We start from the raw sequence: 25,772 nt of genomic DNA on the forward strand, positions 1-25,772 counted from the left end.
ACTCAGCAAATAACGCCGTCTAGTTGCGAGTTTTCTGCATGTTAATTGAATTTTCCGTCACTAACTTTCGATCCTTCCGCGAGAAGCAGACCTTTTCGATGGTTGCTGCGCCTAGATTGCGGAAGCGTGAAAATGTGTTCAAACCTGCCGTCAAGGGCGAAAAACTGCCGGATTTACTGAAAGTTGCGGCGATTTATGGCCCCAATGCCTCTGGCAAGAGCAACTTGGTTAAAGCTTTTAGGTTGGTGAGCCAAATAGCCAATAAGCAACCGACTGCGCAATCCGTATCGCTTCCGGTGAGTCCATTTCGTTTTGACCCAGAGCTCAGCGACAAACCCAGCCGATTCGAACTGAATTTTGTGTGTGCAGGACAGCGCTATCAGTTTGAGTTAGGTTTAACGTGTGAAAGGATTGTTGAAGAACGATTGCATGTGTTTCTGGCTGGAAAAGAGATTTTGTTATATGAGCGATTGCATCATTCTTCTGGTGATGCGTTCTCCTTTGGGGAAGCTTTGGAAGGGGGGAATGAGTTGCATCAGATTTGGCAAAACTTGACAGGGCCTCAAGTTTTGTTCATCGCACAGGCAGTCGCCAACAGCAGCGAGCAATTGGGTCAATTGAGGCAGCCGTTCCATTGGTTAAAAAGGGGGCTTTTGGTTGTTTCGGGTAGTATGGAAACATGGGCAAGCAGTAGTCAGAAACTGGCTGAAGAGCATCCGATTTTAGCAAAAGAAATTTCCTCATTTTTGCAAAATGTGGATGTGCCGGTGACTAAAATTCGTTTTGATCGGAAGGAAGCTACCCCTGTGTTATTAGGTTCATTGTCAAAGCCTGAGCTAGAAAGCAAAATGGTTTTAGTTCATGAAACCGCACTCGGGGAAGTTGAGTTCGATTTCAATGACGAATCAGACGGTACCAAAAATTTAATCGGGTTTTGGTTGCCATGGAAAGTTCATAGTAGCTATGGTGAAATCAGCGATAGCACTGCTTTAGTGATCGATGAATTTGACAGTAGTCTGCATCCAGAAATTGTTAGATCCTTGGTGGCCAAACACTTGGAATCTGACTTGCTCTCCCAGTTGATCTTCACCACCCACGACACCCATTTAATGGACACGAAGCTATTACGCCGCGACCAATTCTGGCTAACAGAGCGCGACGCCAACGGTGCAACTCAACTCCGTTCCATCCACGATTTCGAGGGCCGGGAAGGCGAGGATTTGGAAAAACGCTATTACGAAGGCCGCTACCGTGCTTTGCCGATAATCCGCCGGAGTTAAGATGGCTCGCAACGCCGCGTCGTTTAATCGAGCCAAGCCGCGTTTCAAACCGCAACCGACGGTATTGGTGATTTGTGAAGACAGCAAATCCGGTAAGCGCTATTTGGAAGATGCCTGTGGGTATTTTCGGATAAAGGTGCAAGTCGAAATCCGTCACTGCGGCAAAACCGATCCGACGAGTATCGTCAACGAAGCGATTGGCAGAAAAGGCAAATTCGACAGGGTGTTCTGCACGATAGACCGCGATGCCCATGCCAACTTCGAAAATGCTTTGGACGCAGCGAAAAGCCAGCCTAAGATTGATGTGGTGGTTTCCTATCCCTGTTTCGAGTTTTGGTTGTTGCTGCATTTCGGATATAGCCGAAAGCCGCATTCGCCTGACTCTTTGCTCAAGGACTTACGCGCTTATCCTGAATTCGCGGACTACGATAAAGGCAATGAACGAAATATCTTCCGGAGCCTGGAAAACCGCCTTCCTGAAGCCAGACGTTTAGCGCCAAAAGTCTTAACCGAAGCAATCGACAGCGGCGAGATGAATCCGAGTACTCGTTTGCATGAGTTGCTGGCGTATTTTGAAGAATTATCTCAACCGCAAAAAATCCGTTAATTCAACCTATCTCAATATCCCATGACAACAATCAACATCCAACAAATGATGGCCGACAGCGGCGTGGCGTTCGGCACCAGCGGCGCGCGCGGCTTGGTTAGCCAAATGAGCGGCGAAGTCTGCGCCGCGTATACGCTGGCGTTTATCCACGGCTTGCAGCTGACCAAGCCCGGCCAAAAAATCGCGCTGGGCATGGATTTAAGGCCGTCCAGCCCGGCAATCGCCCAAGCGTGCGTGGCCGGCATTCGCCAAGCTGGCTGCGAAGTGGATTTTTGCGGGGTATTGCCAACGCCGGCGCTGGCTTTGTATGCGCTGGCGCAAGGCTTGCCGGCCATCATGGTCACCGGCAGCCACATTCCGTTCGACCGTAATGGCATCAAGTTCTACCGGGCCGACGGTGAAATCAGCAAAGCCGATGAGACGGCGATGACCGGCGCGACCGTGGAAGTCGTAGTGGTGGACGCTGAATTGCCGGCCGTCAATCCGGCCGCGCTGGCGCAATTTCAGCAGCGCTATACCCGTTTGTTCGCCAACAATTTGTTGGTCGGCTGGCGAGTCGGCGTTTACGAGCATTCCAGCGCGGCCCGCGACGTGTTGAAGGAAGTCTTGGCCGAATTGGGCGCCGAAGTCGTCGGATTGGAGCGCACCGACACCTTCGTGCCTATCGATACCGAAGCGGTCGGCGAGGCGGATCGCCAGCGCGGCCGCGACTGGGCGGCACAATACCAGTTGGACGCGGTCATTTCGACCGACGGCGACGGCGACCGGCCGCTGATCGGGGACGAGACCGGCGAGTGGCTGCGCGGCGACATCGTCGGCCTGCTGTGCGCGAAATTTTTGGGCGCCGATACCGTCGTCACGCCGGTCAGTTGCAATACCGCGATCGAAGCGTCTGGCTGGTTCAAGCAGGTGATTAGAACCCGAATCGGTTCGCCCTACGTAATCGCCGGCATGGAGCAGGTCGCGACGGGCGGCGTGGCGGGTTTCGAGGCCAACGGCGGCTTTTTGGCCGGCAACGGTTTATCGGTAAACGGCAAGCCCCTGGCGGCCCTGCCGACTCGGGATTCGCTGTTGCCCGCGTTGGCGTTGCTGGCAATGGCGCGCGGCCAAGGCGTCAAGCTGTCCGGCTTGCTACAAGGCTTGCCGCAACGCTTCACCGCCAGCGACCGGATTCAGGAATTCCCGACCGCCAACAGTCGCGCCTTGCTGGATCGCTTGCAGGCCGACGCCAGCGCCTATCGCAGCCTATGGGGCGATAGCCTGGGCGCGCCGGTCGATAGCGATACTACCGATGGCCTGCGGCTGACCTTCGCCAGCGGCGACATCGTCCACCTGCGGCCGTCCGGCAATGCCCCGGAATTACGCTGCTATGCCGAATCCGACTCGGTGGACCGGGCGGGCCAGTTGGTCACGGAAACCTTGCGCCGCATTGCCGGACGTTAATCGTCGGTTAAGTTGGGACGGCTAATCTGCAAGCTCCTAATAATGAACGACCAGGATAAATCCATGAAAACCAGCATCGTTGTATTGAGTTCCTTCGTATTGGCTTCTTCAGCCGCCGTGGCCGACACCGGCTTGTTGGAAGCGGTCGGCAAGCAGGCGGTCCAAAACAGCGCGAACGCCGTCGCGCCCGACGCGGTCAAGGGCGTCGAGGCGGCCGGCGCGGCGGTCGATAGTGCGAAAGCGGTCAAAGCCGGCGTCGAAAACGCCCCGGCCGCCGCGAAACAGCAAGCCGAAGACGCCGCCAAACAAGCGGTCAAACAAAAAATCGAGCAAGCCACGCCGGAAGAATTGAAACAAGGCGCGCAACTCTTGAAAGAGAAAAAACAAGCCGTTAAACAATTGAAAAGCCAGGTAGAGCAAGCGCCAAACGCCGAACAAGCGATCAAGGCCGGCAAAGCCAAGGCCAAGCAAAAAGCGGCCGAGAAGGCGTTGGATTTGTTGCAATAACCGGCCAACGCCTCGGCTACGCGTAGCCTCGGTGCTTAACCACCGGGGCTTTTTTGTGTTGGATCGACCGCGCCGCTCGCCACACAGCCCCCTACCCGAGGCATAAATCCCCGCCGAAACTCGCGCGCCGAGCGCAGCCAAGAGCAACAAAGAATGTGCGGACTTGATCGATCGCGGCATCGGTCATCGTTCTGACACAATCGCCAGGCACACTTATCTGAATTACTAGACTAAGGAGATAGTTATGCGCTTGAACGGCTTATTCGTGGGACTCTTGGTTTTGTCGACGTCCACCGCCTATGCGTCGGCAACGTCCGAAGTGGAAGACGTTCAACGCTTGGACCTGCGGTCCTCAAGCAGTCGAGCGATCAACCTCGGCCCCAGTACCTCGTTGACCAGCGTCTTTACCAGGGTAATCTTTCCTTATCAGTTGACTAAGACTGATCTAAGTCAAGCAGCGCCCGTAGAAATCAATCCCGCGCCGGCCGCGACCATTCTCACGGGCGGAAGTATCGATTTGACTACCGTGACGCTGACGGGCGCCAGGTCATCGGCCGGCTGGAACATCTCCGCGAGAAACGATATAGATTTGACGGCAAGGCTTGCGCCCTCGATCACGATATTCACGCCAATCTATGTCCCGGTGGGCGGCAATGTAAACCTATCACCGGAGCGGGCGATAGACTCCATCAAGATTACCCAACTCTATCCTGAAGTTCGCTTTCAAATAACCGGCTCCCCAATCACACCGACCAATATTCCGCTCCCAGCTTCGTTTTTACTGTTTTTAAGCGGGTTGACGCTGCTGAGGTCAAATTCCGGTCAGCCAATTCGCGGCGCATAACAAACGGCCTTTCGCGTTCCCATGCGACGCATGGGAACAGCCGCGCGGCTTAGTGAACCACGCTACGATTCTTCAATGCGTCGTAGATTTCGTCGATGGTTTGCCGGTCGGCATCGAAGGCCAAATCCGCATGCTCGGCAGCCAAGCCCGCACACAGGCAGATTAGGCCGGCATGCTTGATCGCCGCGGCCAGATATGCGTCGCCGTGTTCCAACACCGTTGCGGCGTGGCCGGTATCGAACAAGCGACGCTCCAAATGATAAGCCATGGTTTTAGCGTCGGCACCAATTAAAGCGACGATGTTGGCGGATTGGCCGAAACGGCTGGCGCGTTCCTCGGCGCTAACCGGCGTCCAATCCTCATCATTCGCTTCGCCGACAATCATACCGGCGCCGACCGTGACGTTGGTCAAGCGGTCTATGACAATGAACGAACCGGTGGTTTTATTACGCTTGTAAGGTTCGAAGACCACCGGCGCATTAACGGCTACCGTGCACAGGCCGATTTCGTTCAGCTTCAATTCGTCGGCGTCGTGATGTTCCAGCGTGTTGACGTCGATGCGGTGGTGTATCGTCGCCACCGAACCGGACACGCCGCGGGTCGCCAGTTTGATCACGTATTGACGGCCGGGCAGCATGGCTTGTTCGGTCATCCAGACGATGTTGGCCTTGAATTTGTCGGCGACGCTAGGCGCGGTTTGCTGTCCGCCGAGCACCACGTCGCCGCGGCTGATGTCGATTTCGTCGTTCAGGGTCAAGGTCACGGCCATCCCGGCGAAAGCTTGCGGCAAGTCGCCGTCGAAGGTGACGATGGATTTAATCGTGCTGGTCTTGCCGGACGGCAACACGGTAATCGGGTCGCCTTGCCGAAACAGGCCGGACGCGACGGTGCCGCAAAAGCCGCGAAAATCCAGGTTTGGACGGTTGACGTATTGCACCGGAAAGCGCGCGTCGGCGAAATTGTGGTCGCTGGCGATTTCGATGCTATTCAGCAACTCCATCATTGGCAAGCCGGTAAACCAGGGCATGTTGGCGCTGGGGTTGACCACGTTATCGCCGTCCAGCGCCGACATCGGAATGAAATGAATGTCGTGCAGATCCAGGGTTTTGACGAAGGCCATGTAATCGTCGCGAATCTTTTCAAAAGTTTCCTGACTATAGCCGACCAAGTCCATTTTGTTGACCGCGACGATGATGTGCTTGATGCCCAATAGCGAAGCGATGAAGCTGTGCCGCTTGGTCTGGGTTTGCACGCCGTAGCGGGCGTCGATCAAAATCACCGCCAAATCGCAGGTCGAGGCGCCGGTAGCCATGTTGCGAGTGTACTGCTCGTGGCCTGGGGTGTCGGCGATGATGAATTTGCGGGTCGAGGTCGAGAAATAACGGTAGGCCACGTCGATCGTAATGCCTTGCTCGCGCTCGGCTTGCAGACCGTCGACCAGCAAGGCCAAGTCGATCTTGCCGGCGCCGGTGGTGCCGGATTTGACGCTGTCGGCCTGCACGGCGGCCAACTGGTCTTCATAGATCATTTTCGAGTCGTGCAACAAACGGCCGATCAAGGTGCTTTTGCCGTCGTCGACGTTGCCGCAGGTCAAAAACCGCAGCAATTCCTTACGTTCATGTTGCGCCAAGTAGGCGTTGATGTCAGTGGCGATGAGGTCTGATTGGTGAGACATGGGTTTCCTGAATGCCTAAATTTGTTCGAAAGTTGTGTTAAGCGACATGCTGTTTTAAAAAGTCGGCCAAGTCTTCGCGACTGAGTTGCCGGGCTACAGTATTAATGACCCATTCGTAAAGCCGGGCGTTATCCATTGTTGGTTGTTTTTGGTTAGCGACCAGAAACACCAACATACAGGCGGCTGCTACCCGTTTGTTGCCGTTCAGAAACGGATGGTTATTGGCTGGCGAATAGCAATATTGGGCGGCAGTGTAAGAAACATCGCCGCTGTAATCCCAAGTTTGCCGGACCGCACCGAGTACCGACTCCAAAAGCGCTAGGTCTCGGATGCCTAAAGTGCCGCCGAAGCGCGCTATCTGCAGACTATGTATCTGCAATGCCAGTGATTTCGAGATGAAAAACAACTCGGCCATTCACTATTGAGCCAGTTTGGCGAAGGTGTCGGTGTAGCGGTCCATCAATTGTTGATGAATTCGCAGGGCTTCTTCTTCGTTTACTGTCTGATCTGGCTGTCGCTTCTTTTGTTTTTCTTCCAGGAACAGCACGAAATCGAGTACCTCGGCTTGCAGGCCGGGTTCAAGATTCACGATGTGTTGCTGGATTTCTTCGTGTAATTGCATGGTTAGAACCTGCCAAAATTTTGCTAGCTTATATCAGCCGGCGAACTGATACTTTTGCCGAGCATCATTCATTATGCAAGAGTGCTCTTGCCGTCGTCGACATTGCTGCGGGTTAATAACCGCAGTAATTCCTTGCGTTCGTGTTGCGCCAGATAGGTGCTGATGAGGTCTGATTAGTGGGACATGGGGAGTTCCGAAAATTCAAAGTTTATTTATAATTCAGTTATAGCGTTACAGTTTGGTAGTATTAATCAACCCATACTTTTTCGCGCCCTCTAAATCAACAACAATTACTGAATTAATGTCTATATTCCAAATATTCATTGTTTTTTGCATTTTATGTTTAAGCTTTTCTTGCAAAGACTGTATCCATGATAGTTCAATCTTCTGAATAGCCAAAATGAATCTAAACTCAATGGCAGCAAGTTTTAACTCACTAAACTTAGTTGGCAATAGGGTCTCTCTGTTCCGGCCAACATGGATGGATATAAATAGAGCCAAGCTGTTGACAAATTTCTCTGTCACATCACTGACAAGCTTTTCATCGATTGGAGGATCAATTTTAGCTTCTATAACTTGCACGGTTTGATTTATTGAGTTTTCGGAAAGAAGTAAAAATTCTGCAATTTTTACACCTTCATTCTTCTTGGCTTTTTTATTGATTCTTAGTAACGTTTGACAGGCCTCAATTTCAAAACAACTTCCGTCTGAGTACGGGCCAAACATTTTTTCAAAATCATTTCTTGGCGTGCTAATCATTTGAAAGCCAATTCCACTTCTTGCTCATAAAGCCGGATTGACTCATCAATAATCGGATTGTCGGGGAAATCGTCCAATAAATCCGATTGCACCCAATCATCGCCTTCTTTCGATAGAACAGAAATGGAAACTTGCTGTTGCTGGGCGATTAAGTATAGTTTTTTGACCACAGCATAAGAATGGCTGGCTAGGAAAAACTGGAGACCTTGTTGAGCAAGTAAAGCAATAATATCTAAAAAATCAGAAATTGCTTTTGGGTGTAAATTTGACTCAGGTTCATCAATAAAGACAATAGAGTCTTTATCTAATTGCCCATTACCCAGTAATGTATCAAGAATGGCAATTTTTTTTATACCTTCCGCAGTTATGCCTATAGAGAATCGTTGCCTGCCTTTTTTGAAATACCAGCGACTTGAGGTTTTGTCGTATTCAATTTTACCATCGAGCAAGAGTTCTAATTTATTGCGTGACTCCTCGAATTCTTTCGAACCATATCCTTTTGCAGGGCTTTGATGCTCACTAATAGTCACGCCTGTTTTTTCAAAATTGTTTATAAATCCTTCAAGTTCAGTAATTGTTAAAGCTTTTGCTAGATCAAAGTAAGTATCATCGAATCCAAAACGCTTGCCGCGCTCCCTTGTCTCTAAAATAATTTGATGTATCGATATAACTTCTTTGGCGGGCAAAAATATAGAGTTGCTTTCACGGGGCGTAACATTGTTTTCTACTGAATTAATTGCTTTAGACGTGTCTTTTCCAAACGAATAATTAAATGCTAGCTTGTCGATCATTAAGCCAAAATATAGGGATGCGTCGCTTTGCTTCGAAACAAGGTCGCCTATTTTTTCTGTCTGAAAAGTCCAATACAATTTATTGAATAAAATATCCGAAGCATCTTCGGGATTATCTCCTCGTTTATAATCCTCTAATGTCCGCACAGCGCTATATATCGCCTTCAACAAAAACGATTTCCCGCAGCCGTTATTGCCGATCACCAAATTGATCGGGCCTAAGTCTTGCCAATCAATTTCGGTGAGAGGGCCAAAGTTTTTTAGCTGGACGCTGTTAATCATCAGTGGTTTTAGTCATTTTGATAAAAACTATTATTAGGCATGCGATTCGGTGTCTTTCTGCACAATATCCTTTATATACTCATTCAGGGACTTGCCGATTTCGCCGGCTCTTTTGCTGGCTTTTTCGTGAAGTTCCTGACCGATTCTGACATTGAAGGAGCCTTTGAACGGTTTTTTAGGCGGTTTATTTTGCTGTTTGCAGTGCTCCAGATAATCGTCTACCGAGGCTTTAAAATTTTGCTCCAGTTCATCTACGGTGTTGCCTTCGTAGAGAATTAGATCGGTAATGTTAAGCAATTTGCCGTAGAGGCATTTATCCTGAATGCTGGTTTCAACCGAGCCTTGATAGCCCTTGTAGCTAAAGCAATTCATCTTTTAACCTCGCTAAAATTTCTTTTCGAACATAGTGCTTGATCGATTTGTCGGGATGGGGTTTGTGGATGCTGATGGTTAATTCCGGTTTGTAGAATTTAACCCGCGACCCGTCGCCTTCCTGTTTTTCAAAGCCCAGTAGCAGCATCATTCTTTCCAATTCCTGCCAAGTGAATTCGGAATCAGATTTGAATTTCTCAATCAGCTTTTGCTTTTGCTCATGCCGCTTTATTCTATGGCAACTAAAAAACAGTCGCAATGCTGATCCGGTTCTAAAAATAACCTTCCCGCTTCTTCTGCTCCATCGACCCCGCTTGATCATGGTCGATCAAACGGCCTTGGCGCTCGGAAGTCGTGGTCAGCAGCATTTCCTGGATGATTTCCGGCAGTGTGGTGGCGGTCGACTCGACGGCGCCGGTCAAGGGGTAACAACCTAGCGTGCGGAAGCGCACCATCTTCATTTCGACTTTGTCTTCCGGGCCGATCGGCATGCGCTCGTCGTCGACCATGATCAGCATGCCGTCTTTTTCGACGACCGGGCGCTCTTTGGCAAAATACAAAGGTACGATGGGGATGTTCTCTAAATGGATGTATTGCCAAATGTCCAGTTCGGTCCAGTTGGATAGTGGGAAGACGCGGATGGACTCGCCTTTATCGACTTTGCCGTTGTAAATGTTCCAGAGTTCGGGGCGTTGGTTTTTCGGGTCCCAGCGGTGATTTTTATCGCGGAACGAATACACCCGTTCCTTGGCGCGGGATTTTTCCTCGTCGCGGCGGGCGCCGCCGAAGGCCGCGTCGAACTGGTATTTGTTCAAGGCTTGTTTCAAGCCGTCGGTTTTCATCACGTCGGTATGTTTTTTACTGCCATGGGTGAACGGGCCGATGCCTTGGGCAACACCTTCTTCGTTGATATGTACGATCAAATCCCAGCCCAGATCTTTCGCCATGTCGTTACGAAACTCGATCATTTCCCGGAATTTCCAGGTGGTATCCACGTGCAACAGCGGAAACGGCGGCTTGCCGGGGAAGAAGGCCTTGCGGGTCAAGTGCAGCATCACGGCGGAATCCTTGCCTATCGAATACAGCATCACCGGTTTTTCGAATTCGGCGGCCACTTCGCGGATGATGTGGATACTTTCAGCTTCGAGCTGTTTGAGATGGGTCAGTTTATAATCAGTCATCAAATCTCGGGGCGCGGGGCCAATAGAAGTCAGGTGTCGGCGGGTATTTTACGGACAAACCCCTAGCGACGCCATCGACAAAGCTTATGAGACACTACCACGGCTTGGAAACCCTTCTGGAGCAACTCCCCGGTCGGCCGACCACCGCGCGGCTGGCCGAAGCCTTACTAGCGGATTTGCAAACCTGCCGCTGCACGATTTACGGCTGTATCGGCGACGACGACCGCATTCTTCTGGCGGAACTAACATTGGTGACCGATAGCTTGGCTTACGATTCATTCGACCGGCGTATCGATCTAAGCGTGGCCGGCCCCATTCTGCGCGCCGATTGCGTACCGTTGACCTTCCGGCTGGTCGGTCGGCACTTCGCGATCACCGGTCGTTGTTCGGCCTTGCCGCACGTCTGCGGCCGGGATTTGTATCTGAGCGCTTACAGCGGCCGAATCGGCGACGTGGTTCGGCAACGCTTCGCGATACCGCTGAAATCCTTAATGAACTGATCGCCGCCGCAAGCGCCGGATTTCCTCGGTATTCCGGCTAAAGTGGGGTACGATGGCGCCATGCCCCCGGACTAGACGTCGGGCCTTCCCTGGCGGTTTGCGCCAACGATGGAGTGGAACCCCGATGAAACACTACGACCGCAGCCGCAAATTATGCGAATGGGAGCGTCTGGACGAATGGCGGAACAAGGTACGGGCCAGTTTGGCCGCCAATGAAAGCAGCCGGATTTCGCCTTTCCATTTGTTGTCCTTACCCGGCATCAGTGCCGCCGAACAGCGACAATGCGCCGATTTGTGGTTGCTGGCCCGGCTCGCCGCCAGTCAAGCCGAGCGGGACGACTTGGCGTTCCAATTCGTCGGCCCGGCCAGACCGAAAATTCGGCTGGGCTATTTATCCTGCGATTTCCACGATCACGCCACTGCGTATTTGTTGGTGGAAATGCTGGAAGCCCACGACAAGGACCGGTTCGAAATCTACGCCTACTCCTACGGCGCCGACGACGGCGGCGACATGCGCCAACGCCTGCTGCGTTGCTTCGACCGTTTCGTCGATTTGAGCGAGTTATCGATCGCCGATAGCGCCAAAGCCATTCATGCCGACCAAATCGACATTCTGATCGATTTAAAGGGCTATACCCGCGGCACCCGCACCGAAATCCTCACCTACCGGCCGGCCCCGATTCAGGTCAATTACCTGGGTTACCCCAGTACGCTGGGCGGCGATTTTTGCGATTACATCGTCACCGATCCCTACCTGACGCCGCCCGGCAGCGCCGCCGACTACAGCGAGGCCTTCGCCTACCTGCCGGACAGCTACCAGCCGCACGGTCGGCACGCCGAAATCGGCAAGCTATCCAGCCGCGTCGAGCAGGGCCTGCCGGAACACGGCTTTGTGTTTTGCTGCTTCAATCAGGCTTACAAGATCATGCCGGAAATTTTCGACGTCTGGTGCCGGCTGCTCTACAACACGCCGGGCAGCGTACTGTGGTTGTTGAAAAACGCCTCCGCCAAGGGCCGGCTCAGAAACGAAGCCTACCAGCGCGGCATTGTGCCCGACCGACTCATCTTCGCCGACGAGCTACCGCAAATCGAGCATCTGGGACGCTTGGGCCTGGCGGATTTGGTGTTGGATACCGCGCCCTACAACGCCCACACCACCGCCAGCGACGCACTGTGGGTCGGCGTGCCGATGATTACCTGCGCCGGCGACACTTTCCCATCACGGGTAGCCGGCAGTCTGTTGCGGGCGATAGGCTTGGACGAGTTGATCGCGACCGATCTGGATACCTATTACACGCTGGCTCACGATCTAGCCAACTGTCCCGAGCAGTTGGCCGACGTCAACCGCAAGCTGGCCGCCAATCGCCTGAACACCCCGCTATTCGATACGCTAGCCTATACGCTGCATCTGGAGGCGCTGTTTCAAGCCATGTGGCGGCGTCATCAGGACGGCCTGCAACCGATCACGATCGAAAGCCATTGATGCGCTGGACTTAGACCGGCAAGCAATGCCGGTGTGTTCCTCGAGCCGGATGTTCGACTACCCGCGTAGGCTGAGCGTAGCCGAAGCCAGCCCGACCAGCGGCGCCAACCGTCAAACCAAATGACTTCTCGTCCAGCGCAGGATGTCCTGTAGCGACATCGCGCCGGCTTCGCGCGCAATTTCTCGACCATTCTTGAACAAAATCAGCGTCGGAATGCTACGAATGCCGAAATCCTCGCTTAGATAGCGGTGACGGTCGGTGTCCACCTTACCCAAGAGCACCGCCGGCTCCAGCATTTGGGCGGCTTGGGCGAAAGCCGGCGCCATCATCTTGCACGGCCCGCACCAGGCGGCCCAAAAGTCCACCAGCAACGGAATTTGGCTTTGGCCCAGATACTTGGGGAAATTGGCTTCGGTCAACTCCAACGGATGGCCGGTAAACAAGGCTTGATGGCATTGGCCGCACTTGGGCTGTTGGTTCAGACGTTCCGTTGGAACGCGGTTGACGGCCGAACAGTGCGGGCAAACCAGATGTAAAGCGTCGCTCATGATGTCCTCGAAAAATGAAGCTTAATGCCAAAGGCCGCCGATCCGCCAACGTGGCAGGCGCGCGACCGGTTGCAGCGGATAGGCGAATATCGGGGCGTGAATTTGCCACGGCGCGGCTGGCGCCAGGGCTTGCAACCGGCGAATCCGTTCATCGGTCGGCGGATGGGTGCGCAGCCAGGACGGCTCCGGGTTGCCCCAGCCCGGAAACAGCACCGACAACCAGCCCCGGCTGGCTTGCTCGATATGGGCCAAGGCTTGCGCCAAACCCAGCGGATCGCCGGTCAGCGTCGCCGCCCGCAGGTCGGCATCGTATTCGCGGGTTCTGGACAACCCCAACTGTATCAACACAGCCAGATGCGGCGAAAACAACAACAATATCACTCCCGGCCAATTGACCGTAAACGCCACGTCGCCGAAAAACAGGGCCGGCAGGCTCAGCAACAAGAATAATTGGCCGGCGCTGGCGAACAGCGCGGTAATCCGGCTGACCGCATCGGCCAAGCCCATCACCCGCAGGTCGTTATTGGCGATATGCGCCATCTCGTGGGCCAACACCCCGGCCAACTCGCGGGTAGACAATCGTTGCAGCAAACCGTCGCTGAGCGCGATCGCCGCCTGCTGCCGATTGCCAACCGCGAAGGCGTTGATGATCGGACTGGGCACGTAGTAGGGTTGCGGCACGGTCGGCAATTCGGCGCGTTCAGCCAGCGTTTCCAAAAGTTGCCACAACACCGGCGCCTGGCGCGGCGAGATCGGCCGGGCCCGGTAAAAACTCAAGGTCAGGCGCCAAGCGGCAGCCGGCGTGATGACCAAGCCCAACCCGGCGGCGATCAACGCCATCCAGATGCCGTCTTCACCGAGCAGCAATTGGCCGGCGAACGCGCAAATGCCCAGCAATGCCGCGATCAACAGAACGGTTTGCAGCCGATTGGCCCAGCGGTGATTGTGGACGATGGTGTTTTGCATGCTCACTCCAAACCGGCTCGACGCAAACGGCGGCGTAGTCCGTCGATTTCTTCCTGCATGTCGGCCACGAGCGCCGCCAGTTCCGGAACCGCCTCGAAATCGCGCTCCAGCGCGGCGATGCGCCGAACCCGTAGCAGCATCGCGCTGGAAAACCGCCATTCGCCGCCATGCCGCTGCGGCGCGAGTTGGCCTTCGGCAATATGCCGGCTGACCCATTCCAGATCGACTTCGCCAAGCGAAGTTAGTTGTTGCAAGGTCAGGCCGTGTTCTTCGAGAACCGCATCGAGTGGGGACAGGGCTTGAGACATAGCTTAACTCCTGTGGCTTGCGCGCGGGTCGAAGGCCAGTTCGCGCGCCATGGTTTCGTAAAGTTGCTTGGCCTTGTCAGAGTTGGCGGGCGGCAGCACGATTTGAATATCCAGCAACAAATCGCCGGGTGTGGCGCAGGGAATACCCTTGCCTCGCAGGCGCAATTGTTGGCCGCTTTGCAGGCCTTGCGGAATCCTAACCTTCAATTCGCTATCGAATAGATTAATCGTTACGACGCCACCCAGCGCGGCTTCCCAGGGCGCGACCGGCAAACTCATGTGCAGATTGCTGCCGTCCACCCGGAAGCGCGGATGCGGATTGAAATGGACTTCCAGCAACAAATCGCCAGCCTTGCCGCCACCCAGGCCCGGTGCGCCCTGGCCGGCAAGGCGAATGATTTGGCCTTCGTAAACGCCTTTCGGGATTTTGACGTTCAACGTGCGATTGTTCAAAACCACCCGGCCGTCGGCATCCATCGTCGGCACCCGCAGGCTGATTTGCCGGGAGGCGCCGCGAAAGGCGTCTTCGACATCCAGCAACACCTTGGCGTGATGGTCGTCGCCCTGCGCCCGAAAACCACCGGCTTGCGCCTCGAACGGCCCACCGCGCCGGCCGGCGCCCATCCGGCCGAACAATTGGCTGAAAAAGTCACCGAAATCGCCGGCATCGCCGCTGGAAAATTCGAAGCCGGCATCCCAATTCGGCGGCGGATGAAATTCCTGGCCGGACCGGTAACCGCGGCCCAGTTGATCGTAGGCTGCGCGCTTTTCGGTGTCGGACAACACCGCATAAGCCTCGTTGACGTCCTTCATCCGGGCTTCGGCGTCCGGCTCCTTGGAAATGTCCGGGTGGTATTTGCGCGCCAGCTTGCGATAGGCCTTCTTGATTTCCGGCAAGGCCGCTTCGCGTTCCACGCCTAGAATCTGGTAGTAATCTTTGTATTGCACGCTGCTCTCCGTCGGCGCACAAGGCCGGCAAGGATGGATAGCTGTTCTTAATCCGAATTACTTCTACTTTGTCGGATTTGTTCAGACCGTCATGTCCGCCGGGAAGCGGGCATCCAGTGCCATGGATGGTATGGCTTAAATCCGTCCATAGCGTCTGGATTCGCTCCGCGCTCTAACGGGTCCGGCCATCCGTGCCGGAATGACGATGCTTATTTGTAATCTGACAAAGTAGAATTACGCAAGACATGAAATGGGCGCGTCAATCCAAAATTGTAAGCCCCAATGAGCTGCCTGCCTTACCGGGCGGCACGCTAGCCGATTTATAGCGAATCGTACCGGTGAGAACAACTACAATTTCGCCGAGCGAAATTCGCGATTGCCACGACCGGCGGGGACTTGAATTTGCCGGACCCGCATCCATATTGTTAGCAACTGTCCCGCCGCTTTGATAGAATGACCGCTCTTGGGGGTGACATGGCTTCGACGTGGGTAGCAAAACCTCAGGTGCATGCCGAGCACAGTACCGCTCGTAAAACCTACTGAAAAAAAGTATTCGCAAACGACGAAAACTACTCAGTGGCTATCGCAGCTTAAAACCTGCACCACTTCTCTGACCAGATGTACTTATGCGTCTGGAGTTCCTCTCGGGGAGCGCTCAGGGATCATATTACATAAGATCGCGCCAGGGCTTAGTTCGGAGCCTAAAGCGCTAAATCCAATCGAAATCGCTGTTGATCCTCTTGGCCCGACGGGTAGTCAACAGTTAAATTAAAAGCGCGGGATAAGCATGTAGAGCTTGTGGCGGAGTGCTTGCGGACGCGGGTTCAATTCCCGCCACCTCCACCAAACACCAAACCCCAGTCGGGTGACCGGCTGGGGTTTTTTATCGCCTGTCGCCAGCCGAATCAAATACTGTAGACTCCAACCTCACCGGCGGGATTTGCAAATGATATATTGCCTCGGTTTGTTGAACGGTTAACTGAACCGCGGCCGGCAAAGAATCTGCTTGAGAGTTCCGCATATGAAAACATCTTTCCGTGAGCGTTACTTGAAACCAACGCTTGCTCTGGGACGGATCGAAATGACCGTTCCCGACAAACCTAACAGCCGCTCGCAACCATATCGTTTGACCGACTCTAGCTGGACATTTGCCGCCACGAAACTCGGTCAATAAATCTCGGCACGGCAACGATTGATCGACAAGGTAAACGCCGTTGGTGGTTTGGCCGGGGATAATCGGCTTTGAATATTTATAACGCACCGATATTGGCCGGTATTTATAGCGCGTGGAGAACTCGTTGAAACCCTCTTTTTACGATCTAACGTATACCGACTTAGAGACGATAGTCGAACGGCAGGGCTTTAATAACTCGGTGACGCCGACGCTATTTAATTGGTATTACAAGAAAAAGCAGAACTCGCCTTGTCATAATCTAATATCCAAGCCGGCCTTGGCGTTTTTTGAACGGTATTACGACTTTTCCTTGCCTGAAATCGATACGGTTTACGAATCCGAAAAAGACCGGACCGTGAAGTTTCTGTTTAAGTTGAACGATGACCAAAAAGTCGAGACGGTGCTGATTCCGTTCAATAACAAATATTCGATTTGTCTGTCGTCGCAAGTCGGCTGCGCGATGAATTGCGCTTTTTGCTTTACCGGAGAACAAGGCCTTAAACGCAATTTGACCACCGGCGAAATGATCGGACAATTCTTGAAAGCCTGGCAGTGGCTAGCCGAAAACCGGCCTGGAGAAGAACGCATATTAAATATCGTGTTTATGGGCCAGGGCGAGCCCTTGCATAATTTCGATGCGGTTAAACAAGCTTGCGAAATATTTTTATCGCAATTCGGATTTTCAGTCGGCGTTCAGAAAATCACGATTTCGACGGCGGGTTATCTTCCGGGACTCAAACGTTGGAACCGGGAAATGCCTGGCGTCAATCTGGCTCTGTCGCTGCATTCGCCGTTCTCGGAAAAACGCGACGAGTTGATTCCGATCAATAGAAAATATCCGCTGGACGAAGTGTTGGCTTATATCGACCGCATAGCATTAAACAAAAAGCAATTCGTGACTTACGAATATATTTTGATCAAGGATTTCAACGATGCTCTGCTCGATGCGGAGAAACTGGGCACCTTGCTGGCGGGAAAAAGCGCTTATATCAGTTTGATTCCGTTCAACCCCTTCCCCGGATCGCGTTACCGACGACCGGATATGCAAACCGTGGAAAGGTTTAAGGCGGTATTGGATACCTTCAGGATTCCAACCTTGATTCGCGGGGTTAAAGGCGACGACGTGCTAGCGGCGTGCGGGCAACTCAATTCCAATGGGTGATCGGATTCAGCGCCGGCACGGCGGAGGCCGTTTTATCCTGGCCGATTGCGCGAGGTAAAGACCGTCATCGGCGCGACCGTATGGGCGCTAAAATTCGCCGCGACGTCACTTTATAACGACCGATTTTTTCGAGCGACGATGCCTAAGCAGCTTTTCGGCCACCCGCCGGGTTTGTATGTCTTGTTTCTGACCGAGATGTGGGAGCGGTTTTCCTATTACGGCATGCGGACCTTGCTGGTGTTGTACATGATCCAGTATTTGATTCCGGCGGTGAACGACGGTGCCGATATATTCGGCTTCGCGAGCTTGCGGGCCGGGCTGGAATGGCTTTACGGCGGCTTGGACATACAGCCGCTGGCTTCGCAAATCTACGGCTTGTACACCGGCCTGGTCTATTTGACTCCACTGTTGGGCGGCTACTTGGCCGACCGTTGGTTGGGGCCGCGCAACACGGTTGCACTCGGCGCGGTGTTGATGACCGCCGGGCATTTTCTGATGGCACGGGAAGCCTGGTTCTTGCCGGCGCTGGCCTTGCTGATCGCGGGTAACGGTTGCTTCAAACCCAATATTTCGACCCAGGTCGGCAGCTTGTATCCTCCCGGCGACCCGCGCCGCGACGGCGCGTTCACGATTTTTTACCTGGGCATCAATATCGGCGGTTTTTTCGCGCCGTTGGTCTGCGGCACGCTGGGCCAGCGCTACGGTTGGCATTACGGTTTCGCGGCGGCCGGTGTCGGCATGACGATAGGCTTGTCGATTTATTTGGCCGGCCAACGCTTTCTGGGCGGCGATGCCGCCTGGCGCGGGACTCGGACGCCGATACCGGAAACGCCGATCAGCGGCGAGGAATGGCGGGCGATTTTAAGCTTGGCGGTGTTGGCGACGATCAACGTGGTGTTTTGGGCGGTCTACGAGCAGCAAGGCAATACCTTGCAATTGTTTGCCGAGCAGCGGGCCGATTGGCGGGTGTTGGGTTGGGATATGCCGTCCACCTGGTTTCAATCCTTGAATCCGGCCTTCATCTTTTTGTTGACGCCGCTGATGGGCGGCATGCTCGGCAAGCCCTCCAAGCCGCGTTCCAGCGTCGTGAAAATGGCTTGGGGTTGCGCTTGGCTGGCGGCCTCGTTTCTGGTGTTGATCGTCGCGGTGTCGCTACACGGCCCGGACCAAAAAATCAGCGGCCTGTGGCTGGCCTTGTGTACCCTGATTTACACGGTCGGCGAGCTATATCTGTCGCCGGTCGGCTTGTCGCTGGTCAGCAAGGTCGCGCCGGCCAAGGCGGTCGGCTCGGTGATGGGACTGTGGTTTTTGTCGGTGTTCTTAGGCAATTATTTGGCCGGCTATATCGGTAGCTTTTACTCGACGATGTCCCATGCCGGCTTCTTTCTGTTGTTGGCTGGGCTGGCCTGCGGCGCCGGTTTGGCGATATTTGGATTAAGAACGTTTTTGGAAAGCCGACTGGCCGGCAAGGACTGTTGATCCGGCCGGCATGGCATTGTGGCGGAATTGGCTTTATAGTCTGAACCGAAGACCCGCTGCCCGCGCGAAAAACCGCTGGACGCGCATCTATATATCAAACGTTTGGCGATGACAGGAGATTCCCGTGGCGACCACAAAACCCCAAACTTGGCATAGGATCGCCCTGACCCGACACGAATACGAGTCCGGGGAGATAGGTGTTTTGTTCGGCTCGTTTCGGGCCGCGTATATCGCCAAGAACGGGCCGGCCGGCATGGCGATGTTCGGGCATTGGACGGAAGACGGCGAGCGCTATTTCGTCTATCTCTCGCCGGCGGCGGGCCGCTATATCGTCCCGTTACTGATGGCCTATTCGGCCCATCCGACCGACGCGCCCGACCCCGCCGGCCTGACCCTGCTCTACGGCGACGAAACCAGCCGGTCGGCGTTCATGGCGGGCTTCGAAGCTTAAAGGCCTTGACTGCCGATGCCGGCGGATCGGCCGACTGACTCGTCGGAGCAAACCGGCTCCGACATTTTCGAGGCATTCAATTCGAGGCGATGCGCTGACCATAGCCGCGATTTTCACTTTTCCATACTCACTCAACATGCGCGAATTTACCGATAAAGAACTTTACTTGGGCTTGGAATATGCCAAAAGCCTGGATCAAAACGCCGGGCATACCATCCTGACCCGGTTTCAGAACGAGCAACCGGTATTGGCGCAAACGCTGTTTGGGGTGTTTCCTTCGCTAATTGCCGAGCAGGATCAAAACGTCGCCCATCTGTTCATGGATCTGGTGTTCGACGTTATTTGCGTGTTCGAAAAAACCTCCGGCACCCTGCCCAGCCAACAAACCCTGGGCATGGCCTGGCTACAGGAAAAAGCCGCGTTGGTGGACGCCGAAATGACCGCGATGATGTCCGGCAAACCGCATTCGGAAAGCGTATTCGAAACCGACGAGCAACAGGGCCTGGTGCAATTTCTCCACGACTGCATCGATGAATATCTGGCCGAACATCCGGCACCCGGCGACGCGGTGCGGATGATCAAGACCTTGATATTCGTCACCGTGCAATTGTTTTGCAGCCTGCACGACGCCGCCGGCGCCTCCAAGACGCTGCATTGAGCGGCGGGACGGCAACCGACATGACCAATCGATCAGCGCTCTCGCACCGCGCCCGCCTGCGGAATATCTTCAGCGGCTCGATCGGCAATCTGGTGGAATATTTCGACTGGGCCATTTACGCCGCTTTCGCCCTGTACTTTGCGCCGGCTTTCTTTTCGGAAACCGACCAAACCGCCCAATTGCTAAACAACGCCGCGATCTTCGCGGTCGGCTTTGTGTTTCGGCCGCTGGGCGGCTGGTGGCTGGGCGGTTTGGCGGATCGCAAGGGCCGCAAGAGCGCACTGCTCTTGTCGGTCGGCCTGATGTGCCTGGGCTCGTTAATCATCGCCTGCACGCCGGGCTATGCGGTGATCGGCGCCTGGGCGCCGGCCTTGCTATTGCTCGCCCGGATGTTGCAGGGTTTCAGTATCGGCGGCGAATACGGCAGCTCCGCCACCTACCTCAGCGAAATGGCCAGCGCCGACCGGCGCGGCTACTACTCCAGCTTTCAATACGTCACTATCGTCTTGGGCCAAATCCTGGCGCTGGGATTGCTGATGCTGTTGCAGCGCTGTTTCTTGAGCGACGCGCAACTGCACAATTGGGGATGGCGGATCGGCTTCGTGGTCGGAGGCTTGCTCGCTGTTGTCGCGGTCCGGTTGCGCGGCAATATGGCGGAAACCAGCGCTTTCGTCGAGCAACACACCGAATCGGCCAAGCAAGCCAATCCGCGCGAGTTGCTCAACTATCCCAAGCAAATCTTCACCGTCGTGGCCTTGACCGCCGGCGGCACCTTGTCGTATTACACGTTTACCGTCTACATGCAGAAGTTTTTGGTGAACACCACCGGCTTTGCAAAGGACGACGCCACGCTGATCTGCGCCATCGCGCTGTCGGTATTCATGCTGGTACAGCCGCTGTTCGGCCTGCTGTCCGACTTCGTCGGCCGCCGCTGCATGTTGATCGGCTTCGGCGTCCTTGCAACGCTGTTCACGGCACCGATCCTGAACCTTTTGTCGCAGCCGCAAAGCCTGACTTCGGCGTTGTTCTGGTACATCTGCGCGCTGCTGATCGTTTCCGGCTACTCGTCGGTCAACGCCATCGTCAAAGCCGAACTGTTCCCGGTACACATTCGGGCGCTGGGCGTGGGATTTCCGTATGCCGTGACGGTGGCCTTATTCGGCGGCAGCGCCGAATACCTGGCGCTATCGATGAAAAGCCACGGCCATCCGGAATGGTTTGGCTACTACGTCAGCGCCTGCGCCGCCTTTTCGCTGATCGTCGCGATCGCGATGAAAGAACCGATGCGGGTCTCAAGCTTGAATCGGTAAATCGCGCCGGCCGCCGACCAGGTAGGGCTTGCGAAAGCGGCGTTCTAACCCGGCGGCCAATGCATTGCTCGGCCGGCCAGCAGGTGCAGGTGCAGGTGGAAAACGGTTTGGCCCCCGTCGGCGTTGCAGTTCAACACGGTGCGATAACCGCTGTCGGCATAGCCCAGGTCCTTGGCGATTTTCGCGGCGGTTTGCAGCAGGTGTCCGCCCAACTCGGCATCGTCCAGATCGTTTAAGTTAGCAATGTGACGTTTCGGAATCACCAACACATGCAGCGGCGCTTGCGGGTGCAAATCGCGGAACGCCAACACCTTATCGTCTTCGTAAACCACGTCCGGCTTGATCTCGCCGGCGACCATCTTGCAGAACAAACAATCGCTCATCTTGCCTCCTAAAGTTCTCTACGCCCGTTAAAAGCCGCCGACAGCGTGCCGCTGTCGATGAATTCCAGCTCGCCGCCCATCGGTACGCCGTGGGCGATGCGGGTGGCTTGTATCCCATGTTTGGCGGCAACTTCGCCGATAAAATGCGCGGTGGCCTGGCCTTCCACCGTGGAATTGGTTGCCAGGATGATTTCCTTTAGCGTGCCGGAGGCCATGCGCTGCTCGAGCAAGTCGAAACCGAGCTGGTCGGGCCCGATGCCGTCCAGCGGCGACAAGCGGCCGTGCAACACAAAGTATTTGCCCTTGAACGTGGTGGCCTGATCGACGACCCAAACGTCGGCGGCGCTTTCGACGATACACAGCGTATCGTTCTCCCGGAGCGGATTGGCGCAGACTTCGCAAATCTCGGCTTCGGTCAGGGTGCGGCAGTCGCGGCAATAACCGATTTCGGCGACAGCTTTTTCCAGCAACTGACCGAGCTGGCGGGCACCGTCGCGGTTGCGCAGCAGCAAATGAAACGCCATCCGCTGCGCCGACTTGGGTCCGACGCCGGGCAGACAGCACAGGCTCTGGATCAGTTCCTTCAGCAGCCCCTGATTAGCCATGATTTAGAACGGCATCTGAAAACCGGGCGGAATCGGGATGCCGGCGGTGACATCGGCCATTTTTTCTTTCTTCATTTTGCCAACCTTGTGGACGGCGTCGTTGATTGCCGCCGCCACCAAATCTTCCAGCATATCCTTGTCGTCGCCGACCAGCGACGGATCGATACTGACCTTACGCACTTCGCGCTTGCCGGTCATCAGTATCGTCACCAAGCCGCCGCCGGATTCGCCCAGCACCTCCATGTTTTCGAGTTCTTCCTGGGCCTTTTTCAAGTTTTCCTGCATTTTCTGGGCTTGTTGCATGATGCCCGCGAGTGCGTTTTTCATAGTGTCTCCGAAATCAATTAATAGGCTCTATGCTGCCAGGCAACACCCTGGCGCCGAAGGTATCTTTTAAGGCCTGCACGGTAGGATCGGTCTGGATGCTGTCCACCGCCGCCTGTTGGCGATCTTCCTTGGCTTTTTGCATTTGCAGCGCCGGCGTCATCAGATCGCTGGCCCTAGCGGCGATCACCAACTTGATCGACCGACCGAAATACTGTTGCAGCGCGGCGCGCAGCGTGTCCTCGGCCCGAGTGCCGACTTGATGAAAACTCGGGTCCAGCAACAACCGGCAAGTGTGATTGTCGATGCCTTCCAGCACGCAGTTGTTGGCCAACTCCCTGGCCCGGCCGCCGATGTTCAATGCGGCGATAATCTCCGGCCATTGTTCCGGTCGGAGCGAGTCCGGAGAAACCGAGCGCATCTCGGGCTTCGGCTCGACGGCGGCCGGTGATTCCGCCGCAACCGGCGCCGCGGCGGGTGTTACGACAGCCGCCACCGAATCGGAAACCGACCCAGGTTCCTTGGCGGGCGTTGACGGCCGGACCGTAGTTATCACCGGACCGGGCGGCGTCTCTTGCCGCTGGTCGAGCGTTTTCGGCCGGAAAGCCAGCATTCTCAGCATCGTCATTTCGAAACCGGTACGCGGATCGGGCGCCAGCGGCAGATCGCGCTGGCCGAGCAAACCGATCTGATAGTACAGTTGCACGTCCTCGGCGGTCAGCGTCCGCGCCAATAGACCAATCAATGCTTGATCGAACTCGGCGTCGACGAAATCGGGAATTTGCTGCAGCAGCGCGACGCGGTGCAGGACCCTGAGCATTTGCTGCAAGATGTCGGCGAAATCCGGCGACAGTTCGGCGATATCGCCGATCTTGACCAGCAAGCCTTTGGCGTCGCCGGCCGCCAGAGCCTGCAACAAATCGTCGACCGGCTGTTGCGCCACCGTACCCAGCATGCCGGTTACCGCCGCATGCACGACGCTGCCGCCGCCATAAACGATGGCCTGGTCCAACAGGCTCAAGCCGTCGCGCAAACTGCCGTCGGCCGCGCGAGCCAAGATTTTCAAAGCCGGGATTTCGAAGCCGATCTGTTCCTGCTCTAAAATGAACTGCATCTGCGCGGCGATTTGATCCGGCAGCAGACGCTTCAGATTGAACTGCAAGCAGCGAGACAATACCGTCACCGGAATTTTGTGGGGATCGGTGGTAGCCAGCAAAAACTTGACGTGAGGCGGCGGCTCTTCCAGCGTCTTCAATAGTGCATTGAAGCTGTGGCCGGACAGCATATGGACTTCGTCGATCAAATAGACCTTGTAGCGCCCCTGATTCGGCGCGTATTGGACGTTGTCGAGTAAGTCGCGAGTGTCTTCGACCTTGGTGCGCGATGCCGCATCCACTTCGATCATGTCCATGAAGCGGCCCTGCTCGAACGCCAGACAAACCGGGCATTCGCCGCAGGGATTGAAATCCTGGAGGTTTTCGCAGTTTATGGCCTTGGCGAGAATTCGAGCCACCGTGGTTTTACCGACGCCGCGGGTACCGGTGAACAAATAAGCGTGATGCAGGCGGTCGTGGCGCAGAGCGTGTATCAGGGATTGGCTGACATGCTCCTGGCCGACAAGCTGGGAGAAGTTGCTGGGACGCCATTTTCTGGCGAGGACCTGATAAGCCATTGGCAGCGCGGGTAGGCTAGGTTTGGGCGGCTACCGTGCCAGCCGCATCCCGGCACACGAATCCGCTGCTACCGTTGCTTCCTTCCGGACCTGGCGGGGTTTACAGCGTATCGTTGCGAGAGGACCGACACAGTAACCATAAAACATCAGCCGTGGGCTGAAGAGCTGCGCATTATCCTTAAAACCTCCGGCCAACGCAACACCCCGAACGATATTTTCCGGCAAGCCGAACCCGGCGACCGTCATTTGCAATTCGGGGACGGACGCGGTAGTGTTGGCCACCTAAACTTCGCGTTACCGCGTTCCGACCGAGGCCTCACGTGATAACACCCGCCAGCGCAGAACCCGCCACGATACTGATCGTCGACGACATGCCAGAGAACCTGCACATCCTCGGCACCTTGTTGCAGGGCGCCGGCTATCGGGTCAAGGCCGCCAATTCCGGCGCCACCGCGCTACGCTATGCCAACCAAACCCCGAGCCCGGACTTGATCCTGCTGGACGTCATGATGCCGGAAGTCGACGGCTACCAAGTATTGACCCGTTTGAAGGCCGCACCCGGCAGCGCCGACATTCCGGTGATCTTCCTGACCGCGCTCGACGACGCCCGCGACGAACAGTACGGTCTGCAACTCGGGGCCGCCGACTACATCGCCAAGCCCATCCAGCCCGCCGTGGTGCTGACCAGGGTCGCGGCCCAGCTCGAAGCCAAACGAGCGCGCGACTGGCTAGCCGATCAAAATGCCTTTCTGGAAAATGAAATCGGCAAGCGCATGGCGGAAAACGAACTGACCCAAAACGTCAGTATTCTGGCCTTGGCGCATCTGGCTGAAACCCGCGACCCGGAAACCGGCCAACATCTATTGCGCACCCAAGGCTATGTCCGAACCTTGGCCGAATGCTTGCGGGATCATCCTCGCTTCAGCCAGACGCTGACCCCGAATTATATTAAATTGTTAACGCGTTCCGCCCCGCTGCACGACATCGGCAAAGTCGGCATTCCCGACTATATTCTTACCAAACCCGGCAAGCTGACCGCCGCCGAGTGGGAAATCATGAAAACCCACGCCAAGCTCGGCAGCGACGCCATCGAACGCGCCGAACGCGACGTTCGCGCCTCTGCGGCGTTTTTGGCGCTGGCCAAGGAAATCGCCCACTGGCATCATGAAAAATGGGACGGCAGCGGCTACCCCGAAGGCCTGCAAGGCGAGGCGATACCGGTGTCGGCCCGCATTATGGCGTTGGCCGACGTCTTCGACGCGCTGATATCCCAACGCAGCTACAAACCGCCGATCGATTTCGGCGAAGCCGCCGACATCATCATGGCCGGCCGGGGTCGGCATTTCGATCCCGATATTGCCGACGGCTTCGCGCACTGTCTGGAGAACTTCAAAATGATCGCAACCGAATTCCGGGACCCGCTTTAGCGCCAACCGG

The 25,772-nt window shown here is 55.4% G+C and carries 30 protein-coding genes and 2 other RNA genes; 15 read left to right on the top strand and 17 right to left on the bottom strand.

Annotated features, from left to right (window positions below; all coding sequences use genetic code 11):
* Positions 1–38: 38 nt before the first annotated feature.
* The 5 genes from ACQE3E_RS20925 (at position 39) to ACQE3E_RS20945 (ending at position 4,681) form a co-directional block, all read left to right on the top strand.
* Positions 39–1,280 (top strand): AAA family ATPase, encoded by a 1,242-nt coding sequence (locus ACQE3E_RS20925; protein WP_313730419.1) that lies wholly within the window; start codon positions 39–41, stop codon positions 1,278–1,280.
* Position 1,281: 1 nt separating this feature from the next.
* Complete coding sequence (locus ACQE3E_RS20930; RefSeq protein ID WP_313730418.1) at positions 1,282–1,887, top strand: RloB family protein; 606 nt, start codon at positions 1,282–1,284, stop codon at positions 1,885–1,887.
* Between the two features lie 21 nt (positions 1,888–1,908).
* Entirely contained in the window at positions 1,909–3,330 is a 1,422-nt protein-coding gene (locus ACQE3E_RS20935) for a phosphomannomutase (RefSeq protein ID WP_313730417.1), read from the top strand.
* Between the two features lie 63 nt (positions 3,331–3,393).
* On the top strand, positions 3,394–3,837 hold the full coding sequence (locus tag ACQE3E_RS20940; protein ID WP_313730416.1) for a hypothetical protein: 444 nt from the start codon (positions 3,394–3,396) through the stop codon (positions 3,835–3,837).
* 244 nt (positions 3,838–4,081) lie between these two features.
* Positions 4,082–4,681, top strand: a complete 600-nt coding sequence (locus tag ACQE3E_RS20945) for a hypothetical protein (RefSeq protein ID WP_313730415.1) — start codon at positions 4,082–4,084, stop codon at positions 4,679–4,681.
* Between the two features lie 49 nt (positions 4,682–4,730).
* Here ACQE3E_RS20945 and cysN read toward each other — a convergent pair whose 3' ends face one another.
* The 8 genes from cysN to cysD form a co-directional block, all read right to left on the bottom strand.
* Positions 4,731–6,356, bottom strand: a complete 1,626-nt coding sequence (gene cysN / locus ACQE3E_RS20950) for a sulfate adenylyltransferase subunit CysN (protein ID WP_313730414.1) — start codon at positions 6,354–6,356, stop codon at positions 4,731–4,733.
* 37 nt (positions 6,357–6,393) lie between these two features.
* Complete coding sequence (locus ACQE3E_RS20955; protein ID WP_313730413.1) at positions 6,394–6,771, bottom strand: type II toxin-antitoxin system death-on-curing family toxin; 378 nt, start codon at positions 6,769–6,771, stop codon at positions 6,394–6,396.
* Between the two features lie 3 nt (positions 6,772–6,774).
* Positions 6,775–6,978: a DUF2281 domain-containing protein gene (locus tag ACQE3E_RS20960; protein WP_313730412.1), complete on the bottom strand. Its 204-nt coding sequence runs from the start codon at positions 6,976–6,978 to the stop codon at positions 6,775–6,777.
* A 231-nt stretch (positions 6,979–7,209) separates the two neighbouring features.
* Positions 7,210–7,737, bottom strand: a complete 528-nt coding sequence (locus ACQE3E_RS20965) for a hypothetical protein (RefSeq protein WP_313730411.1) — start codon at positions 7,735–7,737, stop codon at positions 7,210–7,212.
* Entirely contained in the window at positions 7,734–8,810 is a 1,077-nt protein-coding gene (locus ACQE3E_RS20970; RefSeq protein ID WP_313730410.1) for an AAA family ATPase, read from the bottom strand. The genes ACQE3E_RS20965 and ACQE3E_RS20970 overlap by 4 nt, the downstream gene beginning before the upstream one ends.
* Before the next feature lie 33 nt (positions 8,811–8,843).
* Complete coding sequence (locus ACQE3E_RS20975) at positions 8,844–9,182, bottom strand: type II toxin-antitoxin system HicB family antitoxin (protein ID WP_313730409.1); 339 nt, start codon at positions 9,180–9,182, stop codon at positions 8,844–8,846.
* Complete coding sequence (locus ACQE3E_RS20980) at positions 9,169–9,504, bottom strand: type II toxin-antitoxin system HicA family toxin (RefSeq protein WP_313730408.1); 336 nt, start codon at positions 9,502–9,504, stop codon at positions 9,169–9,171. The genes ACQE3E_RS20975 and ACQE3E_RS20980 overlap by 14 nt, the downstream gene beginning before the upstream one ends.
* Positions 9,455–10,363 (bottom strand): sulfate adenylyltransferase subunit CysD, encoded by a 909-nt coding sequence (gene cysD, locus ACQE3E_RS20985; RefSeq protein ID WP_313730407.1) that lies wholly within the window; start codon positions 10,361–10,363, stop codon positions 9,455–9,457. Before cysD ends, ACQE3E_RS20980 begins: the two co-directional genes overlap by 50 nt.
* A gap of 86 nt (positions 10,364–10,449) precedes the next feature.
* On the opposite strand from cysD, the gene ACQE3E_RS20990 reads away from it, so the two are divergent.
* Positions 10,450–10,863, top strand: a complete 414-nt coding sequence (locus tag ACQE3E_RS20990) for a hypothetical protein (RefSeq protein WP_313730406.1) — start codon at positions 10,450–10,452, stop codon at positions 10,861–10,863.
* 124 nt (positions 10,864–10,987) lie between these two features.
* Positions 10,988–12,346, top strand: coding sequence for a UDP-N-acetylglucosamine-peptide N-acetylglucosaminyltransferase (locus ACQE3E_RS20995; protein WP_064030757.1), 1,359 nt, complete (start codon positions 10,988–10,990; stop codon positions 12,344–12,346).
* A 111-nt stretch (positions 12,347–12,457) separates the two neighbouring features.
* Here ACQE3E_RS20995 and trxC read toward each other — a convergent pair whose 3' ends face one another.
* The 4 genes from trxC to ACQE3E_RS21015 are packed head-to-tail and all read right to left on the bottom strand — an operon-like array spanning position 12,458 to position 15,117.
* The gene (gene trxC / locus ACQE3E_RS21000; protein ID WP_313730405.1) at positions 12,458–12,895 is read right to left on the bottom strand and encodes a thioredoxin TrxC; all 438 of its coding nucleotides are present in this window, start codon (positions 12,893–12,895) and stop codon (positions 12,458–12,460) included.
* A gap of 21 nt (positions 12,896–12,916) precedes the next feature.
* Positions 12,917–13,861, bottom strand: coding sequence for a zinc metalloprotease HtpX (locus ACQE3E_RS21005; protein ID WP_313730404.1), 945 nt, complete (start codon positions 13,859–13,861; stop codon positions 12,917–12,919).
* Positions 13,862–13,863: 2 nt separating this feature from the next.
* A complete protein-coding gene (locus ACQE3E_RS21010) occupies positions 13,864–14,169 on the bottom strand; it encodes a chaperone modulator CbpM (protein WP_064030760.1) in 306 nt (101 codons plus the stop codon).
* A 3-nt stretch (positions 14,170–14,172) separates the two neighbouring features.
* Positions 14,173–15,117: a DnaJ C-terminal domain-containing protein gene (locus ACQE3E_RS21015; protein WP_064030761.1), complete on the bottom strand. Its 945-nt coding sequence runs from the start codon at positions 15,115–15,117 to the stop codon at positions 14,173–14,175.
* Between the two features lie 465 nt (positions 15,118–15,582).
* Between ACQE3E_RS21015 and ssrA the strand changes: the two genes are divergently transcribed.
* From ssrA to ACQE3E_RS21050, 7 genes are all read left to right on the top strand, one after another.
* Positions 15,583–15,963, top strand: a transfer-messenger RNA (tmRNA) gene (gene ssrA / locus ACQE3E_RS21020).
* A 175-nt stretch (positions 15,964–16,138) separates the two neighbouring features.
* Complete coding sequence (locus ACQE3E_RS21025) at positions 16,139–16,291, top strand: Fic family protein (protein WP_396642746.1); 153 nt, start codon at positions 16,139–16,141, stop codon at positions 16,289–16,291.
* 124 nt (positions 16,292–16,415) lie between these two features.
* Positions 16,416–17,453, top strand: a complete 1,038-nt coding sequence (gene rlmN / locus ACQE3E_RS21030) for a 23S rRNA (adenine(2503)-C(2))-methyltransferase RlmN (protein ID WP_168028264.1) — start codon at positions 16,416–16,418, stop codon at positions 17,451–17,453.
* Between the two features lie 138 nt (positions 17,454–17,591).
* Positions 17,592–18,932, top strand: a complete 1,341-nt coding sequence (locus ACQE3E_RS21035; RefSeq protein ID WP_313730403.1) for a peptide MFS transporter — start codon at positions 17,592–17,594, stop codon at positions 18,930–18,932.
* Positions 18,933–19,056: 124 nt separating this feature from the next.
* Positions 19,057–19,383: a hypothetical protein gene (locus ACQE3E_RS21040; protein ID WP_313730402.1), complete on the top strand. Its 327-nt coding sequence runs from the start codon at positions 19,057–19,059 to the stop codon at positions 19,381–19,383.
* A gap of 136 nt (positions 19,384–19,519) precedes the next feature.
* On the top strand, positions 19,520–20,041 hold the full coding sequence (locus ACQE3E_RS21045) for a hypothetical protein (protein ID WP_313730401.1): 522 nt from the start codon (positions 19,520–19,522) through the stop codon (positions 20,039–20,041).
* Between the two features lie 20 nt (positions 20,042–20,061).
* Positions 20,062–21,351 carry an MFS transporter gene (locus ACQE3E_RS21050; RefSeq protein WP_313730400.1) on the top strand — a complete coding sequence of 430 codons (1,290 nt, stop codon included), beginning with the start codon at positions 20,062–20,064 and terminating at the stop codon, positions 21,349–21,351.
* A gap of 44 nt (positions 21,352–21,395) precedes the next feature.
* Here the strand turns inward: ACQE3E_RS21050 and ACQE3E_RS21055 are convergent, their stop codons facing one another.
* The 5 genes from ACQE3E_RS21055 to ffs all read right to left on the bottom strand — a co-directional run bounded on the left by ACQE3E_RS21055 (position 21,396) and on the right by ffs (position 24,465).
* Positions 21,396–21,734 (bottom strand): histidine triad nucleotide-binding protein, encoded by a 339-nt coding sequence (locus ACQE3E_RS21055; RefSeq protein WP_064030767.1) that lies wholly within the window; start codon positions 21,732–21,734, stop codon positions 21,396–21,398.
* Positions 21,735–21,742: 8 nt separating this feature from the next.
* Positions 21,743–22,339, bottom strand: a complete 597-nt coding sequence (gene recR, locus ACQE3E_RS21060; protein WP_071158944.1) for a recombination mediator RecR — start codon at positions 22,337–22,339, stop codon at positions 21,743–21,745.
* Between the two features lie 3 nt (positions 22,340–22,342).
* Positions 22,343–22,666 carry a YbaB/EbfC family nucleoid-associated protein gene (locus ACQE3E_RS21065; RefSeq protein ID WP_064030769.1) on the bottom strand — a complete coding sequence of 108 codons (324 nt, stop codon included), beginning with the start codon at positions 22,664–22,666 and terminating at the stop codon, positions 22,343–22,345.
* 13 nt (positions 22,667–22,679) lie between these two features.
* A complete protein-coding gene (gene dnaX, locus ACQE3E_RS21070; protein WP_427501023.1) occupies positions 22,680–24,335 on the bottom strand; it encodes a DNA polymerase III subunit gamma/tau in 1,656 nt (551 codons plus the stop codon).
* A 33-nt stretch (positions 24,336–24,368) separates the two neighbouring features.
* Positions 24,369–24,465, bottom strand: an RNA gene (ffs, locus tag ACQE3E_RS21075) — signal recognition particle sRNA small type.
* 190 nt (positions 24,466–24,655) lie between these two features.
* Between ffs and ACQE3E_RS21080 the strand changes: the two genes are divergently transcribed.
* On the top strand, positions 24,656–25,762 hold the full coding sequence (locus tag ACQE3E_RS21080) for a two-component system response regulator (RefSeq protein ID WP_313730398.1): 1,107 nt from the start codon (positions 24,656–24,658) through the stop codon (positions 25,760–25,762).
* The last annotated feature ends 10 nt before the right edge of the window (positions 25,763–25,772 follow it).

Origin of the sequence: Methylomonas sp. MED-D, assembly GCF_050276835.1 — a bacterium.
Lineage (GTDB): Bacteria > Pseudomonadota > Gammaproteobacteria > Methylococcales > Methylomonadaceae > Methylomonas > Methylomonas koyamae_A.

Coding starts and splice junctions, on each gene's coding strand:
- ACQE3E_RS20960 (WP_313730412.1), bottom strand. CDS start 6,978: ATGCAATTACACGAAGAAATCCAGCAACACATCGTGAATCTTGAACCC.
- ACQE3E_RS20970 (WP_313730410.1), bottom strand. CDS start 8,810: ATGATTAACAGCGTCCAGCTAAAAAACTTTGGCCCTCTCACCGAAATT.
- cysN (WP_313730414.1), bottom strand. CDS start 6,356: ATGTCTCACCAATCAGACCTCATCGCCACTGACATCAACGCCTACTTG.
- ACQE3E_RS20965 (WP_313730411.1), bottom strand. CDS start 7,737: ATGATTAGCACGCCAAGAAATGATTTTGAAAAAATGTTTGGCCCGTAC.
- ACQE3E_RS20995 (WP_064030757.1), top strand. CDS start 10,988: ATGAAACACTACGACCGCAGCCGCAAATTATGCGAATGGGAGCGTCTG.
- trxC (WP_313730405.1), bottom strand. CDS start 12,895: ATGAGCGACGCTTTACATCTGGTTTGCCCGCACTGTTCGGCCGTCAAC.
- cysD (WP_313730407.1), bottom strand. CDS start 10,363: ATGACTGATTATAAACTGACCCATCTCAAACAGCTCGAAGCTGAAAGT.
- ACQE3E_RS21055 (WP_064030767.1), bottom strand. CDS start 21,734: ATGAGCGATTGTTTGTTCTGCAAGATGGTCGCCGGCGAGATCAAGCCG.
- ACQE3E_RS21010 (WP_064030760.1), bottom strand. CDS start 14,169: ATGTCTCAAGCCCTGTCCCCACTCGATGCGGTTCTCGAAGAACACGGC.
- ACQE3E_RS20935 (WP_313730417.1), top strand. CDS start 1,909: ATGACAACAATCAACATCCAACAAATGATGGCCGACAGCGGCGTGGCG.
- ACQE3E_RS21005 (WP_313730404.1), bottom strand. CDS start 13,861: ATGCAAAACACCATCGTCCACAATCACCGCTGGGCCAATCGGCTGCAA.
- ACQE3E_RS20955 (WP_313730413.1), bottom strand. CDS start 6,771: ATGGCCGAGTTGTTTTTCATCTCGAAATCACTGGCATTGCAGATACAT.
- ACQE3E_RS21065 (WP_064030769.1), bottom strand. CDS start 22,666: ATGAAAAACGCACTCGCGGGCATCATGCAACAAGCCCAGAAAATGCAG.
- ACQE3E_RS20945 (WP_313730415.1), top strand. CDS start 4,082: ATGCGCTTGAACGGCTTATTCGTGGGACTCTTGGTTTTGTCGACGTCC.
- ACQE3E_RS21035 (WP_313730403.1), top strand. CDS start 17,592: ATGCCTAAGCAGCTTTTCGGCCACCCGCCGGGTTTGTATGTCTTGTTT.
- dnaX (WP_427501023.1), bottom strand. CDS start 24,335: ATGGCTTATCAGGTCCTCGCCAGAAAATGGCGTCCCAGCAACTTCTCC.
- ACQE3E_RS21045 (WP_313730401.1), top strand. CDS start 19,520: ATGCGCGAATTTACCGATAAAGAACTTTACTTGGGCTTGGAATATGCC.
- ACQE3E_RS20990 (WP_313730406.1), top strand. CDS start 10,450: ATGAGACACTACCACGGCTTGGAAACCCTTCTGGAGCAACTCCCCGGT.
- recR (WP_071158944.1), bottom strand. CDS start 22,339: ATGGCTAATCAGGGGCTGCTGAAGGAACTGATCCAGAGCCTGTGCTGT.
- ACQE3E_RS20975 (WP_313730409.1), bottom strand. CDS start 9,182: ATGAATTGCTTTAGCTACAAGGGCTATCAAGGCTCGGTTGAAACCAGC.
- ACQE3E_RS20940 (WP_313730416.1), top strand. CDS start 3,394: ATGAAAACCAGCATCGTTGTATTGAGTTCCTTCGTATTGGCTTCTTCA.
- ACQE3E_RS20930 (WP_313730418.1), top strand. CDS start 1,282: ATGGCTCGCAACGCCGCGTCGTTTAATCGAGCCAAGCCGCGTTTCAAA.
- ACQE3E_RS21050 (WP_313730400.1), top strand. CDS start 20,062: ATGACCAATCGATCAGCGCTCTCGCACCGCGCCCGCCTGCGGAATATC.
- ACQE3E_RS20925 (WP_313730419.1), top strand. CDS start 39: ATGTTAATTGAATTTTCCGTCACTAACTTTCGATCCTTCCGCGAGAAG.
- ACQE3E_RS20980 (WP_313730408.1), bottom strand. CDS start 9,504: ATGATCAAGCGGGGTCGATGGAGCAGAAGAAGCGGGAAGGTTATTTTT.
- ACQE3E_RS21025 (WP_396642746.1), top strand. CDS start 16,139: ATGAAAACATCTTTCCGTGAGCGTTACTTGAAACCAACGCTTGCTCTG.